The 17,491-nt window shown below is 43.3% G+C and carries 14 protein-coding genes and 1 pseudogene; 9 read left to right on the top strand and 6 right to left on the bottom strand.

The features are described from left to right. Positions 1–79: 79 nt before the first annotated feature. Entirely contained in the window at positions 80–1,531 is a 1,452-nt protein-coding gene (locus HUS26_RS08130; RefSeq protein ID WP_254434152.1) for a phospholipase D family protein, read from the top strand. Between the two features lie 27 nt (positions 1,532–1,558). Continuing rightward, entirely contained in the window at positions 1,559–2,428 is an 870-nt protein-coding gene (locus HUS26_RS08125; protein WP_173916678.1) for a DUF1028 domain-containing protein, read from the top strand. On the opposite strand, the gene HUS26_RS08120 is transcribed toward HUS26_RS08125, so the two are convergent. Continuing rightward, positions 2,425–2,781 carry a DUF488 domain-containing protein gene (locus HUS26_RS08120; protein WP_173916677.1) on the bottom strand — a complete coding sequence of 119 codons (357 nt, stop codon included), beginning with the start codon at positions 2,779–2,781 and terminating at the stop codon, positions 2,425–2,427. The genes HUS26_RS08125 and HUS26_RS08120 overlap by 4 nt on opposite strands. Before the next feature lie 169 nt (positions 2,782–2,950). Here HUS26_RS08120 and HUS26_RS08115 point away from each other — a divergent pair, with 169 nt between their 5' ends. The 4 genes and pseudogenes from HUS26_RS08115 (at position 2,951) to HUS26_RS08095 (ending at position 8,946) form a co-directional block, all read left to right on the top strand. Then, a complete protein-coding gene (locus HUS26_RS08115; RefSeq protein ID WP_173916676.1) occupies positions 2,951–3,541 on the top strand; it encodes a metalloregulator ArsR/SmtB family transcription factor in 591 nt (196 codons plus the stop codon). Positions 3,542–3,615: 74 nt separating this feature from the next. Further along, positions 3,616–4,799 (top strand): annotated as a pseudogene (locus tag HUS26_RS19990) (MFS transporter). 735 nt (positions 4,800–5,534) lie between these two features. Further along, positions 5,535–8,486 carry a formate dehydrogenase subunit alpha gene (fdhF, locus tag HUS26_RS08100; protein WP_173916673.1) on the top strand — a complete coding sequence of 984 codons (2,952 nt, stop codon included), beginning with the start codon at positions 5,535–5,537 and terminating at the stop codon, positions 8,484–8,486. Continuing rightward, positions 8,479–8,946 (top strand): DUF1641 domain-containing protein, encoded by a 468-nt coding sequence (locus HUS26_RS08095; protein WP_173916672.1) that lies wholly within the window; start codon positions 8,479–8,481, stop codon positions 8,944–8,946. Before fdhF ends, HUS26_RS08095 begins: the two co-directional genes overlap by 8 nt. A 225-nt stretch (positions 8,947–9,171) precedes the next feature. Here HUS26_RS08095 and HUS26_RS08090 read toward each other — a convergent pair whose 3' ends face one another. The 4 genes from HUS26_RS08090 to nfsA form a co-directional block, all read right to left on the bottom strand. Continuing rightward, positions 9,172–9,654: a DUF456 domain-containing protein gene (locus tag HUS26_RS08090; RefSeq protein ID WP_173916671.1), complete on the bottom strand. Its 483-nt coding sequence runs from the start codon at positions 9,652–9,654 to the stop codon at positions 9,172–9,174. An 87-nt stretch (positions 9,655–9,741) separates the two neighbouring features. Next, positions 9,742–10,743: an aldo/keto reductase gene (locus tag HUS26_RS08085; RefSeq protein ID WP_173916670.1), complete on the bottom strand. Its 1,002-nt coding sequence runs from the start codon at positions 10,741–10,743 to the stop codon at positions 9,742–9,744. A gap of 75 nt (positions 10,744–10,818) precedes the next feature. Continuing rightward, the gene (locus HUS26_RS08080) at positions 10,819–11,550 is read right to left on the bottom strand and encodes an NAD-dependent protein deacylase (RefSeq protein ID WP_173916669.1); all 732 of its coding nucleotides are present in this window, start codon (positions 11,548–11,550) and stop codon (positions 10,819–10,821) included. Between the two features lie 15 nt (positions 11,551–11,565). Further along, on the bottom strand, positions 11,566–12,297 hold the full coding sequence (nfsA, locus tag HUS26_RS08075) for an oxygen-insensitive NADPH nitroreductase (protein WP_173916668.1): 732 nt from the start codon (positions 12,295–12,297) through the stop codon (positions 11,566–11,568). Positions 12,298–12,472: 175 nt separating this feature from the next. Here nfsA and HUS26_RS08070 point away from each other — a divergent pair, with 175 nt between their 5' ends. The 3 genes from HUS26_RS08070 to rsgA all read left to right on the top strand — a co-directional run bounded on the left by HUS26_RS08070 (position 12,473) and on the right by rsgA (position 16,177). Then, positions 12,473–12,820: a hypothetical protein gene (locus HUS26_RS08070; RefSeq protein ID WP_173916667.1), complete on the top strand. Its 348-nt coding sequence runs from the start codon at positions 12,473–12,475 to the stop codon at positions 12,818–12,820. 100 nt (positions 12,821–12,920) lie between these two features. Further along, the gene (locus tag HUS26_RS08065) at positions 12,921–14,939 is read left to right on the top strand and encodes a penicillin-binding transpeptidase domain-containing protein (RefSeq protein WP_173916666.1); all 2,019 of its coding nucleotides are present in this window, start codon (positions 12,921–12,923) and stop codon (positions 14,937–14,939) included. 239 nt (positions 14,940–15,178) lie between these two features. Beyond that, entirely contained in the window at positions 15,179–16,177 is a 999-nt protein-coding gene (rsgA, locus tag HUS26_RS08060) for a ribosome small subunit-dependent GTPase A (RefSeq protein WP_254434151.1), read from the top strand. A gap of 44 nt (positions 16,178–16,221) precedes the next feature. On the opposite strand, the gene HUS26_RS08055 is transcribed toward rsgA, so the two are convergent. Then, on the bottom strand, positions 16,222–17,358 hold the full coding sequence (locus HUS26_RS08055) for an alcohol dehydrogenase catalytic domain-containing protein (protein ID WP_173916665.1): 1,137 nt from the start codon (positions 17,356–17,358) through the stop codon (positions 16,222–16,224). Positions 17,359–17,491 lie beyond the last annotated feature (133 nt).

The following is a 17,491-nucleotide window of genomic DNA, read 5'->3' as shown; positions in this document are numbered from 1 at the left end:
ATCGTAGGCATTGTCTAGGGTTGTAGGTGTTTTTTTCTATCCGCTTCTTTATAATGGATGAGAGAGCGGGGGTGCATGGTTGAAAAAATTGAAGAATATTTATAGGAAAAAATGGTTTTGGTTATTGCTCGTTATTGCTGTCACTCTTTCATTTGTGATAGCTTATCATACCTCCTGGAAAAGCCTTCCGGAGGGGACCAATTTCGCAGGCAGAGTTCACAGCGTTAATGATATCGAATTTTATAAAGATCTAACGTATGAAAACGAAGCAGGTCAAACGGTAAATGAGCTTGAGACGTTTGATGAAATGTTTAAGATGATTTCAGAAGCTAAGGAATTTATCGTGCTGGATATGTTTTTATTTAATTCTTATACAAGCGAAGATCGGGATTTTGTACCATTGGCGTCCGAGCTTACGAATCGTTTGATTGAACAGAAGGAGAAACATCCTGACCTTGAAGTGCTTTTTATTACGGATCAGGTAAATACGGTATATGGCTCTTATGTTCCAGAAGAAATTAAGAAGCTCAGAGACAGTGGCATCGATGTCGTCATGACAGACTTAAATCAGCTCAGAGATTCCAACCCTTTATACTCCAGCATTTGGCGTGTATTCTTCAGCTGGATGGGAACAGGTGATAACGGCTGGATACCTAATCCATTTGCCAGTGAAGCACCTGATGTCACGCTTCGTTCCTACTTGAAACTGCTGAACATTAAAGCAAATCACCGAAAAGTAATAGTGACCGAGAATGCTGGTATGGTGTCAACAGGCAACCCGCATGAAGAGAGCAGTTTCCATGAAAATGTGGCCTTCAAAGTGACTGGTCCAATTCTTGAAGATTTGTTAATAGCGGAAAAGGCTGTACTCGAGTATTCAAAAGAAGACGTCAAGTTTCCGACGTATGACCCTGAGCAGTTTAAGGAAGAGGAAGGACCTATAAACACTCAGTATTTAACAGAAGGGAAAATCTACGAAGCCATTCTCGATGAATTAGAGCAGGTAAAAGAAGAGGATACAATATGGCTCGGCATGTTTTACTTAGCGGACCGGAAGATCATCGATTTAATAGATAAGGCAGCGGATCGGGGAACGGAAGTAAATATAATACTGGACCCTAATACGATGGCATTTGGCAACAAAAAAACAGGAGTGCCGAATTTGCCGGTTGCTGCTGAAATTCAGAAGCTCGGCCACGATAATATGAATATCAAATGGTATGACATTAATAAAGAGCAGTACCATACTAAAATGCTCTATGTCGACAGCGGTGAAGACCGAATGATTATCGCAGGCTCCGCGAACTTTACGCGTCGTAATTTGTCTAACTTAAATCTTGAGTCTAATTTGAAAATCAGCGGACCGGCCGATGAAGAAGTTTTTCAGGAAGTGGACGAATATTTTAAACGAATATGGAACAATGAAGACGGCCATTATACGGCTGATTATGAAGAATATCAGGATCAGCTTACGACGCTGAGGTATATTACTTATCATCTTCAGAAGTGGAGCTGGTTTACGACGTACTAGCAGCAATAAAACGGGAGTGAATGGGATATGAAAAAGAAGATCATTGCTACTTTTTCAATTGTAGGAGCCGACCCAAAAACGGGAGAGCTTGGAGTAGCGGTACAGTCAAAGTTTCTCGGTGTAGGGTCTGTCGTGCCATGGGCGAAAGCAGGAGTGGGAGCTGTTGCTACCCAGGCTTTCGCTAATCCGGCGTATGGACCGGACGGACTGAAATATTTAAGCCAGGGGTTAAGTGCTAAGGAAACCGTCGACCGGCTTATAAAAGAAGATGAGGGTTATGCCGATCGCCAGGTAGGAATTGTCGACGCAAACGGCCAGGCGGCTACTTATACCGGAGAAGGCTGCTACGATTGGGCAGGAGGTATAACGGGCAGGCATTACGCAGCGCAGGGAAATATTCTAATGAATAAAGAAACGGTGACTGAAATGGGCCGAGCTTTTGAAGCATGTGAAGGCTCCCTCTCTGACCGGCTGCTTTACGGCTTAAAAGCTGCCCAGGAAGCAGGCGGTGATAAACGGGGTAAACAGTCTGCCGCTCTTTACGTCGTAAAAGACAAAGGCGGCTACAGCGGGCTGAGTGACGTGTTTGTTGATTTAAGAGTTGATGATCACCCTGAACCCATTCAGGAGCTCGAGCGTATTTATCAGCTCCAGCAGCTGTACTTTGGGGGAACGGATCCAAACGATGTCACTGAATTATCCGGAAACCTTAAGCACGAAGTGATTTACGACCTGCATCGCCTCGGCTATTTAAAAACAGAGAAACCCGTTGACCAGGAGTTTCATGAAGCAGTAACGACTTTCCTTCACACGGAAAACTTTGAAGAACGGGAGCAGAAGAAAGGTTATATTGATTTAAAAGTCGTCGAGTTCTTAAAACAAATGCAGAAAGCTTAGCTGCTTTCTAACATTTCTTTTAATACAACGGCATGATTGTGTTGTTGATCTTTCGCTCCATATAGCAGGATTAAGCGTTCACCATCTGACTTCTTTTTCAGCTCTTTTAATAAAGAAAGCTTTTCATCGTTCTGTTGAATCTCATCCTTATAGGCCTGTTTAAATTCATCAAACTTATCGGGGTCATGATTAAACCATTTGCGCAAGCTGGGGCTTGGGGCAATGTCTTTCATCCACTGATCAAGGTGTGCGTTTTCCTTGGATATGCCGCGCGGCCATACTCGGTCCACTAAAATGCGATTTCCGCTAATGGGCTCATCTTTTTCATAAATACGCTGTAATACAATGCTCATACAGCTTCACTCCTTATCCGTTTCTTATAGAGTAATTCTTATGAGCTTATAAAACAAGTAACAGCAGAAACTCAGAGCATTATCGCTCTGAGTTTTTTATTTTCTTTTGACAGAAAGTCATAATTAGACTAACATCTAATTAGATTATTATTTAAAGAGGTGAAGGACAATGCAGTTAGACCGAATGGTGAGCTTTTATAAGGCCGTTGGAGATACAACTCGGCTGAGAATTATTTCCCTCTTAAAGAGCGGACCGCTTCATGGGCAGGCGATTGCATACAAACTGGGCTTGCGGGCTCCGACGATTACCCATCACTTAAAGAAGCTGAGGGATACAGGGATGGTTTATTCAAGAAGAGATAAAAACACAGTATACTTTTTCTTAGATGAAAAGAAGCTCGAGTTTATGGCTACGGCCATTCTAAGATTAGGAGATGATGAAGTGAAGCAGGAAGAATTATACGTGTCAGAGCTGGATCAGCAGAAAATTCTGCGCAGCTTTATGACGAAAGATGGAAAGCTGAAGCAGCTGCCTAGCCAGCTTAAGAAAAAGCTTGTGATTCTTTCATATTACGTACAGGTTTTTGAAAAAGGCCGAATTTACAGTGAACAGGAAGTCAATGAACGTATTCTCGCTTTCTTTGATGATTATGCGACCGTAAGAAGAGAGTGGATTATGCAGGGGTTTATGTACAGGGAAAATAATAAGTATGAACTGAATCCAATAGAAATGTGGCCTGTTGTCGTTAAGCGGTCTTAAAGCTTCGATTTATCGAAGCTGTTTTTTTACATAACTAATTAGATGAGTATCTAATTAAAGGGGAGTCGTTATTTATGAGAAAAGACCATCCATATCATTTTCTTTTCAGCTCCGGAGTAATCAGCGGGATTGGTGACCGTTTCAGTCAGGTAGCTGTGCTGGCGCTGATCCTGAACTTTACGGGATCAGGTCTGGCGGTAGGAGTGGTAATGGGTATGCGGATGCTCCCATTTTTACTGCTGGCGCCGCTTGGAGGAAGACTGGCTGATCAAATGAATCGGAAAACACTGCTGATCTTAACCGATTTCCTTCGGGTTCCGGTCGCTTTATCATTTTTATTTGTCGAATCTAAAGAGGATTTATGGATTATTTATGTTGGGGTAATTTTATTAGCGTGCGGAGAAGCTTTTTATTCACCGATTCGAAAAAGCAGTATCGGGGCTTTCGTGGAAAAGAAGGATCTTATAAAAGTTATGCATTGGAGCAGGTAATGATCGGAATCGTGCTTATTATCGGTTCTGTTACAGGAGGACTTGTCGCTTTTTATATCGGTCATACCGCTTCGTTTCTTATCAACGGCTTTACCTTTATGATCGCTGCTGTGATCATAAGCAGGCTGCCTGAGACGCAGGAATATAAAAAAGGACTTGTATCTAAAGATGAACAGAACCTTCACTGGATGCGCTCGTTGGAAGAAATCGTATGGTGGGTAATTGCGATCCAGCTTACGCTTCCGATAACTGATGGTGTCGTCAATATATTAATTAGTTATTACGGTGCCGTTACGTTTAACCTCGGAGACTTAGGGGTCGGTCTTCTGTACGGCTCATTAGGAGCGGGTCTTGTGATCAGTTTCTGGGTAACCCGTTCTTTAAAAAGTAAATTCATGCTGATTGCTCTGCTGACAATTTTTGTAGAAGGGCTGATGCACATTCTAGCGAGTCAGGCTTCCTCTATCCTTATTGCCATGATGGCGTTTATCTTGATTTCCCTGGCAGGCGGAGTGACGAATGCATGCTTAGATATTCTGATTATGATGCATACGAAAGTAGACCATCAGGGAAAAGTCTTCGGCTGTCTTGATTCATTGGTCAATATTAATATGGGACTTTTTATGTTAGTTACCGGCTGGCTTATCGATCACTTTGACGCCCGGTGGGTGGGGGCAGGTGGAGGTGTTGTCCAGTTGATGCTGGCTGGTATCTTTTTATTATGTTTTGCCGTAATAAGAATAAAAAAACAGGCGCAAAATACCTAATCTATATAAAAATATGGAAATCATCCGATAAATGAAGTAAATAGAAAGCTTGCAATCAGTGAAGGTTACAGGCTTTATGTAGGTGCTGGGAAACGCCATTATTGAAGGGGGATGTGAAATTTCTGCTTAAACGGGCGAACTGGGACCCCGCAGATAGGTCATGAACGAGAAGGCTCACTATTGAGAAGGAAGTTCAGGCCCCGCGTCATGCGGGGCGCTTAAAAGCGAGCAGGTTCCCCTTTTTAATATCAAAGTTAATAATTACACAGATTTCACGTAAAGAATCGTGTATTTATATGTTTTATTTATCCATTTATAGGTTAAAGAGAACTATATCTGCGTGAAATTTACACAGAAGGCTATTGCATACATAACTACGAGTAAAAAAGTGTCCAACGCAGATTCCGGTATTCGATGGATTGGATTGAGCTGAAGGACGAGTCAGGCTTTTTGTTTTCATCATGAAGCTATACAGACGAATCCGAAGATGATCATCAGCACTCCTAAATGCCTGAAATTAATGAAAGCGTTTCATAATAAGGCCGGGATCTAAAAAAGATTGGAGAAAGCAGATGAACATCGGGTTTATTTTATCGTAGTCAGCTCCAAACGACCTGGCTCCTGGATCAGCCGAAGCCGTGAACATTACGGAGATTGGCTTTGTCTGGAGGGTGGATGACAATATACACATCCAGATTAAGAACGAATGAGTAATTTTAGAGGAGGGGTCCATGAATGCTAGAAAGAGACCATACCATAGTAACTGTCAATGGAAGGGAATACTTAGCCGATCCAGGTCAGAAATTAATCGATTTGCTAAACGATGCAAACGAAAGGGTACCGCAAATTTGCTATACTGAATCATTAGGGACTTTAGAAACGTGTGACACATGTATTGTACAAGTAAACGGAGAGCTGAAGAGAGTCTGTGGTTTAACGGTGGAAGCAGGAATGAAGGTGCAGACAAAGCTGCCTCATGTACAGAAAGCCCAGAAAGAGTCGCTTGATAGAATTTTGGAAAATCATGAGCTGTATTGCACGGTCTGTGACTATAATAATGGCACATGTGAAATTCATAACACGATGGCTGAATTCGGGCTGGAGCATCAGTCCCGTCCGTTTAAAGAAAAGCCTTATGACCGTGATGAGTCCGGTTCTTTTTACCGCTATGATCCGGATCAGTGTATCCTTTGCGGCCGCTGTGTTGAAGCGTGTCAGGATGTTATGGTTAATGAAACACTGACGATTGACTGGGAAAGAGAACAGCCTAGAGTAATTTGGGATAATGATGTACCAATTGATTTGTCATCCTGCGTAAACTGCGGCCAGTGTTCCACAGTCTGTCCTTGTAATGCGATGATGGAAAAAGGAATGGAAGGGGAAGCCGGGTTTATTACGGATCAGGAACCAGGGATCCTGAAAAACATGATAGAACTTACGAAAAAAGTGGAGACAGGCTATGGACCGTTATTCGCGGTCTCAGATACCGAAGCTTCCATGAGGGAAAGCCGCATTAAGAAAACGAAGACCGTCTGTACGTACTGCGGCGTAGGCTGCTCATTTGACGTGTGGACAAAAGACCGTAAAATTTTGAAAATCGACCCACAGCCTGAATCTCCGGCCAATGGAATCGCTACTTGCGTAAAAGGAAAGTTTGGCTGGGACTACGTCAATAGTGAAGAGCGCTTAACAAAGCCATTGATCAGACGTGGAGATTCCTTCGAAGAAGTCGAGTGGGATGAAGCTATTTCCTACGTCGCGAAGCGCTTTAGTGAAATAAAAGAAAAACGCGGAGCCGATGATTTAGGTTTTATTTCTTCATCCAAGGCAACGAATGAAGAATCTTATTTAATGCAGAAGCTTTCAAGACAGGTGATTGGCACTAATAATGTGGATAACTGCTCAAGGTACTGTCAGTCGCCGGCTACAAAAGGGTTATTCCGTACTGTCGGACATGGAGGGGATTCGGGTTCAATCGATGATCTTGCCAAAGCCAACTTAGTGATCGGAATCGGGACAAATACAGCAGAATCTCATCCGGTACTCGCAGGGAGAATTAAACGTGCTCAGAAGCTCTATGGCCAAAAATTGTTTGTGTTTGACTTAAGAAAACATGAAATGGCGAAAAGAGCTGATCGTTTTTATCAGCCGAAACCAGGAACAGACCTCGTCTGGCTTTCGGCTGTAACTAAATATATTTTGGATCACGGCCTTGAAGATAGAAAATTTATTGACGAATGGGTCAATGGATTTGAAGAGTATAGAGAAAGCCTCGAACCATTTACGATGGAATATGCGGAGCAAATGACAGGAGTTCCTAAAAAAGAACTCATTGAAGTCGCTGAAGAGATCGCCAATTCGGATAAAGTTGCGATCTGCTGGGCCATGGGTGTCACGCAGCATATGCGCGGAAGTGATACAAGCACCGCTATCTCAAATCTTTTATTAGTTACAGGCAACTACCGGCGAGAAGGAACAGGGGCCTATCCGCTTCGCGGGCATAACAATGTGCAGGGCTGCAGTGACTTCGGAAGCATGCCGAACTTCTTTCCCGGATATCAGGAAACAACGGATGATGAAGTCAGGGCACGTTTTGAAAAAGCCTGGAACTGTACGATTCCAAAAGAGCCCGGTAAAGATAATCACCAGATGATTGAAGCCATTCATGCGGGCAACTTGAGTGCTATGTATGTGAAAGGCGAAGATACAGGAATTGTAGATGCCAATATTAATTATGTTACAGACGCCCTGGCAAAACTTGAGTTCTTTGTCGTTCAGGATTTATTTTTAACAAGAACTGCTCAATTTGCAGATGTTGTGCTTCCGGCTTCTCCGGCTTTAGAGAAGGAAGGAACGTTTACTAATACGGAACGGCGTTTTCAAAGGCTTTATAGAGCGCTTGACCCGCTTCCTGGAACGAAGCCGGACTGGGAGATCATTCAGTTAATTGCCCAGGAAATGGGAGCTGGCTGGAATTATCGTCACCCTGGAGAAATCATGAAGGAAGCTGCAGAGCTGACGCCATTATTTGCGGGTGTTACGTATGAAAGACTAGAAGGCTATGAGTCCCTTCAATGGCCGGTTGCTGAAGATGGAACCGATACGCCGCTGCTGTTTGTAGATGGATTTCCTTTTAAAGATGGGAAGGCCAAATTCTTCCCGCTGGAGTTTGAACTTGAATATGATACGTCTGAAGAATACGATTTGCACGTAAACAATGGTCGTCTGCTTGAGCACTTCCACGAAGGAAATATGACCTACAAAGTGGAGGGAATTAAAAGAAAAACTCCTTATCCATTTGTCGAAGTTTCTAAAGAACTTGCTAAAGAACGAGGAATTAGCGAAGGTGCTAAAATTAAGTTAATTTCAGAAGCTGGTGAGGCCGATGGAACAGTAAACGTTTCTGATAGAGTAAGAGGCAAAGAACTGTTCATACCGATGAGTGCTGACGGGAAATCCGCCGTTAACTTATTGACAGATAACCGGGTTGATAAGGATACCAATACCCCGGCGTTTAAAGAAGTCGCCGTCCGCATGGAGGTCGTTAAAAAAGAAGGGAAGTCTCCTATCCCTCCGAACAACCACCGAAGAGGGAACCCAGTCCCGCAGGCTGGTGTATTTGTTGAAGGAAAATGGCAGAGAGATGATTACGAATTCCCAGGAGATCAGGTGAGAAAAGATGGGTAAAGCGATAACGAATATTAAAAGGCTGGAAGTCTCTAAAGAGGAACAGTTGGAAAAAGATTATCAGGAAGTGAAGCAGGCTCTCGCAGAGAATAAAGACGCAATCATAAAAGGAATTGACCTGCTAAAAGCGCTCGAGGAAGGCGGGACTTTGAACACCCTTCAGGCCGTTTCCCGCTCTAAAAAGAAGGCGCTTGGTTACTTTGTAAATGAAATCAGCAAAGAGACATATAGTCCTTTGCTGGAGAATCTGCCACAGCTTTTCTTCCTTTTAGTCGAGCTTGATGTAAAATCCATCAGGGAAGTCACTTCAAGATTAAACGAAGGAGTGAAGCAGATGAACGAAGCGGACGTTCATGATAAAACCTCAGTATTTGATATGGCTAAAGCTTTAAAAGATCCGGAAATCAACCGAAGTATTACGATGCTTATGCAGTTCCTAAAAGGAATGGGAAGAGAATAATAAAAAGGACTGGCGTAACATAATTTAATTCTTAATTTTTATTAGAAAGGCGGGAAAACAACTCGCTTTTTCGCGGATGACCGGCCGAGCCTTATGATCAACAAATGGCTGAAACCACTTCCTGCTATAAAAAAATCCCCCGGAGCATTTATTTTATCCGGGGGATTACTAACGTTATAAAGTCTTTTAGGACAGTCCTTTTTTTGTTATCGGGCTGTTTACTATTTAAGCCAAAACTTCGACTAAGAACCAGATGATCATAAACAGCTGGATAATTATTTTAGCAGCCGTTCCGCTTAAAAAGCCGAGAAGTGAGCCAACTGCTGCCAGCAGAGCTTTATCCGGTGAGCGTTTTTGGAACAATTCAACGGAAAGAACAATCATAAAAGGAATGATGATGATGCCAAAAGGCGGAATGAGGAATGATCCGACAATCACGCCAATGGCGGCTGACCGCTCTCCCCATTTGCTGCCACCGTATTTTTTTACCCAATAACTGTTCGCTATTACATCTGCGACAAAAAGAGAGAGGGTTAGAATAATCATAACTCCCCAAAAGAAGATCGTTAATTCTGTATGGTCGAGTATAAAATGATACGCTAAAAATCCGAGCCAAAGCACGAGGGCGCCCGGTATGATCGGAAATATCAAACTAGCAAAGCTTGCAATAAATAAAAGAATAATAAGAATCCACACTAAAATATCCACTTTGTATTCCTCCCAGTCAGATTCTGCTTTTTATAGTGTAGCAAAAAAATAAGAACCGGGCTTCTTTTATGCACCCGGTTCTTACAATTAAATTCCCAAAGACTGTTTATCAGGGGGTGCCATAAAATCCGGTCCTACGGGTTCTCTCACATTTCTAGCTAAAATTTCATCAATTTCTTTCATCGACTCCTCATCGATTTCAAAATCGTGAACCTCCTTTACAGCGTTGAGCTGCTCCGGACGTCTGCCCCCCATTAAAGCAATGCCTGATCCTGGCTGCTGAAGCACCCATCGAATGGCTAAATGGATTACACCCTTATCAAACTTATCCTGTGCCAGCTCATCAAGCTCTTTCACAGCTGCTAAATATTGATCAATTCGCGGCTGCTGGAACTTCGGATCATCTTTTCGCAGATCGTCATCGTTAAACGAGCGGTCCGCTGTCATTTTACCGGATAATAACCCGCGGCATAACGCTCCGTAGGTAATGGAAGTCAGTTCATGTTTCTGAGAATAGGGCAGCACGTCATTTTCGGCTTCGCGTTCGAACAAATTATAGGGTGGCTGAACGGTATGAAGCGGTGCTGCTTCGCGGAAGCTGTCCATTTGCTCCGGGGAAAAATTGCTTACCCCAATGGCGCGGATTTTGCCTTGATTATATAAATAGTTTAATGCTTCTGCAGTTTCATGAAGCGGAGTTATAGGATCCGGCCAGTGGACTTGATAAACGTCGATATAATCAGTTTTAAGCCTCGTTAAGGAATCCTCAACCTCTTTATGAATTCTTTCTTTCGTGCCGTTTCGAAAAGGCTGTTCACCTTTCCAGTCGAGCGCTGACTTAGTAGCTAATATCAAATCTTCCCGCTTTCCGGACTGTTCCACTGCTTTACCGACAATTTCCTCCGAGCGGCCAAATCCGTAAACAGGTGCGGTATCTATAAAATTAATGCCCTGATCGATGGCAGCGTGAATCGTTTTCAACGACTGTTTTTCATCGGTTCCGCCCCATTTCCAGCCGCCGATGGCCCATGTCCCAAGACCAATGCGGCTTGCGTTTAAACCGGTCGAACTTATTTTAACTTTTTCCATCATATACACCTCCAACTACTCCTCTGTGTACCCGGGATTATTTTCGGTTAATCTTCTGAAAATGCTAAACGTATTTCAGCGGGCTATACGGCTTTTTAAATCTTTGACGACGGCTGATAAATCTCCCAGGATTACCTCATCAAAAAGGTAGTCTTTAATAGTCGGTTCATTATTAATGAGAACAGAGTAAATGTCACGGCTTACGGCGTATTCCGGCAGAAAGTTAAATGGTGTTACTTGAAGGGAAGTCCCAAGAACCAGTAGTAATTCCGCACGGTCAATCGCTGCTTCGGCTGCATCGTGTTCTGTTATCAAATCGCCAAAAAGTACGACATTTGGCTTGATTGGGGAGGAGCAGTCGATGCACGAAGGAACCTCATGTTGTAAAACGTATTCGATATCATAAGAACGTCCGCAGCTTGGACAGTCGGCTTTATCAAGAGAACCGTGATATTCAATAATGGAGCTGCTTCCGGCTTTTTCATGAAGGCCGTCGACATTCTGGGTGATGACAGATACTTTTTTCTTAACTGCTTCTAATTCCTGAATAAATTTGTGGACTTCATTAGGTTCATATTGCTGTAACAGCTTGATCCTAAAAATGTCCTTATACTTTTTCCAAAAGTCTTCTGGGTTTGCAGAAAAATAGTGATTGGACATGTATTCTTCTCGGGAACGGTCTTCAGTCCATACCCCTTCGCTTGAACGGAAGTCTGGGATGCCGCTGGCAGTCGATACACCGGCTCCTGTAAGAACCACGATATGTTCTGCATTTTCAATTTGCTTTGCCACATTCTTAAGCTGCATCGTCCTTCTCACTCCTCAGCGTTTGTTGTACCCTTTTTTCTGAACAAGATCGGTGACGTCCATACGAATGGTCTTTGAAAATCTTCTGTGCATCTGCTCTGTCCATGTGTCCGCGCGGCTGTTTGAAGAACGGGATTGATAGTAATCTGCGATTTCTTTGTCAAATGCTTCAACAGCTTTCTCATGCTTCTTATATTCGTTTTCAAAGTAAACAGCTTCAAGGGGAAGGCGCGGCTTTCGCTCGGGCTGGTGGGCCGGTTCGCCAATCGCCATTCCAAATAACGGGATCACGTGCTGTGGCAGGGCAAGTAGCTCGTCCACTTTGGCCAGGTTATTGCGCAAGCTTCCTAAATAACAGATCCCAAGACCAAGTGATTCAGCTGCAATGGCCGCATTTTGCGCAGCAAGCGCCGCATCTATTGCAGATGCGAGAAAGTGTTCGCTATTTCCTAGATTCTCTTTCATCTCTTCGAAGTTTTCGGACGTGTGTGTCGGCCGGTGAAGATCAGCACAAAAAACGAGTAAATGCCCGTTATCTTTTACATATGGCTGACCGCTGATTTCTGCCAGGGCTGCCTTTTTCTCTTCATCAGTTATTCCAATTATTGTGTAAGCCATCATATAGCTTGAAGTTGACGCCTGCTGGGCGGATTGTAAGATCGTGCGAAGCTGTTCGTTTGTCAGCTTCGTATCTTTAAACTTTCGAATGCTTCTATGATTTAAAATCGTTTCGATAGTTGAGTTCATAAGCTTCCTCCTAAGTCCACTATAATTTGTAGTTAGAATAACATACCTCTTCATAAAATGACCCGGACCATGCTTGCACCTCTTTAGTAAAATATTTAGAAAAATGCTGAAAAAGGAAAGGGATATGTCGATAGCTGTAGAATTATTAAATAAAAGATTATAAGGGAGGAGTTATATGACGGATGTATTTGATTTCAGAAGCTACAAAACGAGAAAGGAAATAAAGCAGATCAGCCAGAGAAACAGAATTTATGAGATTTACCTGACTACGATTGAATATGTCCACAAACATCGTTCCCCCGACTACACCCCGCCCGGAGACTACTTGAGTACATCAGCCGATTTACATGCAGTTTTCAATGGAGAAAGCTGCCGGTTTGCCAGAGCTTTTTCTGAGCTTGTCGAGTACTGGAATATTGAGATTAATCCTGTCGAAGACTATCCACTAGGAAGTGAGTTCGAACATTTTCCTACTGTCGGTCATTTATGTGAATTTATAGAAAGAAGATTACGCCGCTCTTAAAAGCCGCTTACATTCTCTCTTTCACCAATATTTGATATAATTTTAGACACACGGTCCTAATAATGGGATCACAGTTTATGAAGTAATAGGAGAGGTGAAAATGAAACAGCTCAGTGTCATCCTATCTTTGATCCTGCTTGGTCTTATAGCAGGATGTTCAAATCAACCAAAACCGGAATCTGCCATGGAAAAATATGTAGAAGCCTGGCAGAATGAAAATTTTGAAGAAATGTACAGCTTGCTTAGTGAAAGTTCAAAAGAAGTGATCAGCGAAGAAGAATTTAAAGAAAGATATACTGCTATTTATGATGGTATTCAAATGAGTGACTTGGAAGTTACATATGATGCCCCAGAGGAAGATCAGGAATACGTAGAAGACGATCGTCCCTCCTTTGGTTATCAGATAAAAATGAATACGCTGGCTGGAGAGATTGAGGACGGGAATGAAGCTGAATTTGTCTTTGAAGAAACAGAAGACAGCGGCCGCTGGGCACTGCGCTGGAATTCATCAATGATCTTCTCTGAAATGGAGGAAGGAGATACAGTTAGAGCTCAGACTCTTCCTGCTGAAAGAGGAGAAATTTTTGATGTTAATGGAAATGAGCTAGCCATTAATGGAATCGTCCAGCAAGTAGGATTAGTACCGGTGAGAATGCCTGAAGATCCAGAGGAAGTAAAAGAAACCTTAGCTAAAAAGCTGAATATATCCGTCGAGTATATTGACGAACAGTTAAATCAGTCTTGGGTAGAGGAAAGTTCCTTTGTTCCGCTTGCTTCTGTTGCCGATGACGACGAAGAAAGGATTGAGACAATCAGAGACTTAAACGGCACTCAGTTCCAGGATAAAAAAGCACGTGTTTATCCGCTGGGAGAAGCTGCTGCGCATCTTACCGGCTATGTAGGAGCAATTACCGCTGAACAGCTCGAAGAATTAGGCGGTCAAGGGTACTCGGCATCCTCAGTGATCGGGCAGACTGGTCTTGAGAATGTACTAGAAGAAGAACTTAGAGGACAGCCAGGTGGAAAAGTTGCGATTCTGGACGCAGATGGCAATGAAAAAGCCGTACTAGCTGAGAGAGAGGCACAGGAAGGTCAGAATTTCAATCTTACGGTTAATGCTGACGTTCAAAAGACCATGTATGAACAGATGGAAGACGATGCAGGAGCAGCGGCTGCCATTAACCCATCAACCGGCGAAGTCAGTGCGCTTGTAAGCTCACCTGCATACGACCCGAACGAATTTATTTTAGGTATGAGCAGTGAACGAAGAAATGAACTGCAGGAAAACGAAAAACGCCCGCTTACTAATAAATTTACGGCCAATTATTCTCCGGGTTCCACCTTTAAGCCGATAACAGCAGCGATCGGATTAGAGACAGGAGACATTAATCCAGAGGAAGAAATGTCAATTCCAGAGAAAACTTATACAAAAGACGGATGGGGAGACTATTCGGTAACAAGAGTGGACGGTGCGAATGAAGATAAATCGGTAAATCTAAGAGATGCGCTCGTCCGTTCTGATAATATTTACTTTGCCCGGACAATTTTAGAAATCGGCGGCGAAACTTTCTTGGAAAAAGCTGCGGATTTTGGCTTTTCTGAAGAAATTCCATTTCCTTATCCAATCAGCAGTTCACAGATTTTAAATGACGAAGAATTCGGAGATCAGGAAGTCCTGCTGGCGGATACGGGTTATGGGCAGGGACAGGTGCAGATGAGCCCGCTTCACCTTGCCATGACATATACACCTTTTATAACTAACGGTACAATGCTTGAGCCTGTACTATATAAAGATCAGAAAACAGGCAAAGCGTGGCACAAAGATGTAGTCAGTGAAGAGACGGCTGCAATCATACGCGAGGATTTAACTGCCGTTGTAGAAGACCCGGCAGGCTCTGCTCATGAACCACAGCTTGAAGGAATTCAGCTGGCAGGTAAGACAGGAACCGCCGAATTAAAACAGTCCCTGGATGATGAAAATGCCCAGGAAAACGGATGGTTCATCGGCTGGGATACAGAAGAAGAGGACCTGCTCGTCTCAATGATGATCGAGGACGTAGAGGAAGGAAGTTCCTATGTCGTAGAGAAAGTAAAAAATGTATTTCAAGAATTGGAGTAAATGAGTAAAATAGACTGTCAGAAGCTTCACAATTCCAGAGACAAGGATGAGAATGCACTGATCTTACAAAAATAAAGTTACCAGCCGCATATTTTTAAGATATAATAAAAGGACTAATCATTAAGGAGCTGATGTCTTATGGCAAAATATAATAATAAGATCCAATCCACCCATATACAATCAACTGGAGGATCCATCAGCTAGTTCGGTATCCTCCGCAAATTTTGAGGAGGAATTCAGTGAAAAACAGTGAACAGTTAATTATTAATGAAGAAAAACGGGTGGGACGTGTTGCGCGTTCAGCATCAGACCAATTTTTAATCTGGGGCGAGGACAAAGTTTATCAGGCACAGGCTGCCGGAAAGCTCCGCTACAGCTCGACGTTATGGCCGGCTACTGGAGACTGGGTCGTCTATGAGCCTTATGATGAAGTGAAAGCGATCATACATCAGGTGCTGGAACGAAAGACGGTATTATCGCGAAAAGAAGCAGGAACTCGTCACCAGGAACAAGTGATTGCGGCTAATATTCATACCGTATTTATCATAACTTCACTTACAGATGAGCTTAATATCCCGCGGTTAGAACGTTATGTAACACAGGTGTACGACAGTGGAGCCAGCCCGGTTATTATTTGTACGAAAAAGGATTTATGTGATGATCCAGCGGAACTTGTGTGGAGGGTGGAGAATCATATTCCTGCCGTTCCTGTTTATACAGTAAGCAGTATTTCCGGAGAAGGAATGGATGCCATTATCGAGCGTCTGGATGAGAATGAAACGATAGCATTCGTTGGCTCTTCAGGAGTTGGGAAGTCCACCCTTATAAACCGTCTGCTAGGCAGAGACCTTCAGGAAACGAAGCAAGTCAGGGAACAGGACGGAAAAGGACGTCATACGACGACGCATAGGGAAATGTTCAAACTGCCTAACGGAACAATCGTCATCGATACGCCAGGGATAAGGGAATTGCAGCTGTGGGGAGATGCTTCAAGTTTGGAAGGTGCTTTCTCAGATATTGAAGAAAAAGCCGCATCCTGTAAATTCCGCGACTGCCGGCATGAGCAGGAACCTGGATGTGCCGTTCAAAAAGCGATAAATGAAGGAATGATTCCCAGCGAGCGTTTGAGAAACTATAAGAAATTGCTGAGGGAATTAGAAAGGCTTGATTTAAAAGACAAATATGGCACACACCGGACCAACCGGCTGCTGCACAGTCCAAATACTAAGCTCTATTAAATGAAAAACCTGTGATCGATTTTCGATCACAGGTTTTTATTCATTTATGGCTTTAACACAACTTTAATATTGCCGTCTTCTTTTTTATCAAAAATATCATAGCCTCGTGCGGCATCTTCCAGGTTAATGGAATGAGTAATAATATCGGTCGGATCGAATTCCTGATTTTCTATCATATCGTACAGCTTCGGCATTAAATGAATAACAGGAGCCTGACCCATTTTCAAGGAAACATTCCGGCTGAAGAAATCACCGAGCGGGAATGCATTTGCTTCTGTGCCGTATACACCGGTCAATTGTACTGTCCCGAATTTACGGACAGACTGGGAAGCTGTGATGATCGGGCTGATCGTGCCGAATTGGTTGTCGTGTTCAGATCCGAACTCTTCTCCAGGGGACACGGTGCCGTCCATTCCGACACAGTCGATCACAACATCAGCGCCGCCGTTCGTTTCATCAAAAAGCACGGAGCCGATCTCACTGTTGTTGTTAAAATTAAATGTTTCTACATTGTTTGTTTTCTTCCCGTGTTTTAAACGGTGCTCTACCTGGTCGCAAGCGATGACCCTTTTAGCGCCTTTCATCCAGGCGAACTTCTGCGTCATAAGGCCGATCGGACCGCTGCCAAGGACAATAACCGTATCTCCCTCTTTCATACCGCTGTGCTCTACACTCCAGTAAGCGGTAGGAACGACATCGGATAAAAAGAGGACACTTTCATCTTTTAACTCGCTTGAGTCGGGGACTTTAAAAGAAGTGAAGTCGGCATAAGGAACCCTTAAGTATTCCGCTTGTCCTCCTGGGTAGCCTCCGAAGGGTTCTGTAAATCCAAATAAGCCTCCAGCATCACTGTGGGGATTGGAGTTGTCGCACTGGCTTTCCATCTGGTTGCTGCAAAAAAAGCAATCCCCACAGCCGATATTAAACGGAATCACGACTCGATCGCCTTTTTTAAGGCTTTTGACCTCAGGACCGACTTCTTCTACAATCCCCATCGGTTCGTGTCCGACAATATAATCTTCCTGCTGCGGCTCAAGGCCGCCTTTGTATAAGTGAAGATCAGACCCGCAGATCCCGCTCGCTGTAATGCGGACAATCATATCATCATTCTTTTGAATCGACGGTGCTTCTACATCTTTAACGACCATTCTTTCTTTTCCCTGATATGTTACAGCTTTCATGATATCCCATCCTTTAGTCTCGATTACAAGACTATTTCCAATATTTTGCTATGTTAAACTAACAAATCGTCCGGTCCCTTGCAGCCAGTGATAGACGTATAGTGTTATATCCCTTATAATCGGTACTGAAGTC

Origin of the sequence: Halobacillus sp. Marseille-Q1614 (assembly GCF_902809865.1) — a bacterium.
Lineage (GTDB): Bacteria > Bacillota > Bacilli > Bacillales > Halobacillaceae > Halobacillus_A.
Note: the sequence above shows the minus strand (reverse complement) of the source record. Positions and strands in the feature narration are given on the sequence as shown.

What these genes read in the sequence shown, in the direction of transcription:
- HUS26_RS08115 (WP_173916676.1), top strand. Translation starts at nt 2,951, where the DNA reads ATGCAGTTAGACCGAATGGTGAGCTTTTATAAGGCCGTTGGAGATACA.
- HUS26_RS08125 (WP_173916678.1), top strand. Translation starts at nt 1,559, where the DNA reads ATGAAAAAGAAGATCATTGCTACTTTTTCAATTGTAGGAGCCGACCCA.
- HUS26_RS08095 (WP_173916672.1), top strand. Translation starts at nt 8,479, where the DNA reads ATGGGTAAAGCGATAACGAATATTAAAAGGCTGGAAGTCTCTAAAGAG.
- HUS26_RS08055 (WP_173916665.1), bottom strand. Translation starts at nt 17,358, where the DNA reads ATGAAAGCTGTAACATATCAGGGAAAAGAAAGAATGGTCGTTAAAGAT.
- HUS26_RS08065 (WP_173916666.1), top strand. Translation starts at nt 12,921, where the DNA reads ATGAAACAGCTCAGTGTCATCCTATCTTTGATCCTGCTTGGTCTTATA.
- nfsA (WP_173916668.1), bottom strand. Translation starts at nt 12,297, where the DNA reads ATGAACTCAACTATCGAAACGATTTTAAATCATAGAAGCATTCGAAAG.
- HUS26_RS08080 (WP_173916669.1), bottom strand. Translation starts at nt 11,550, where the DNA reads ATGCAGCTTAAGAATGTGGCAAAGCAAATTGAAAATGCAGAACATATC.
- fdhF (WP_173916673.1), top strand. Translation starts at nt 5,535, where the DNA reads ATGCTAGAAAGAGACCATACCATAGTAACTGTCAATGGAAGGGAATAC.
- HUS26_RS08085 (WP_173916670.1), bottom strand. Translation starts at nt 10,743, where the DNA reads ATGGAAAAAGTTAAAATAAGTTCGACCGGTTTAAACGCAAGCCGCATT.
- HUS26_RS08120 (WP_173916677.1), bottom strand. Translation starts at nt 2,781, where the DNA reads ATGAGCATTGTATTACAGCGTATTTATGAAAAAGATGAGCCCATTAGC.
- HUS26_RS08070 (WP_173916667.1), top strand. Translation starts at nt 12,473, where the DNA reads ATGACGGATGTATTTGATTTCAGAAGCTACAAAACGAGAAAGGAAATA.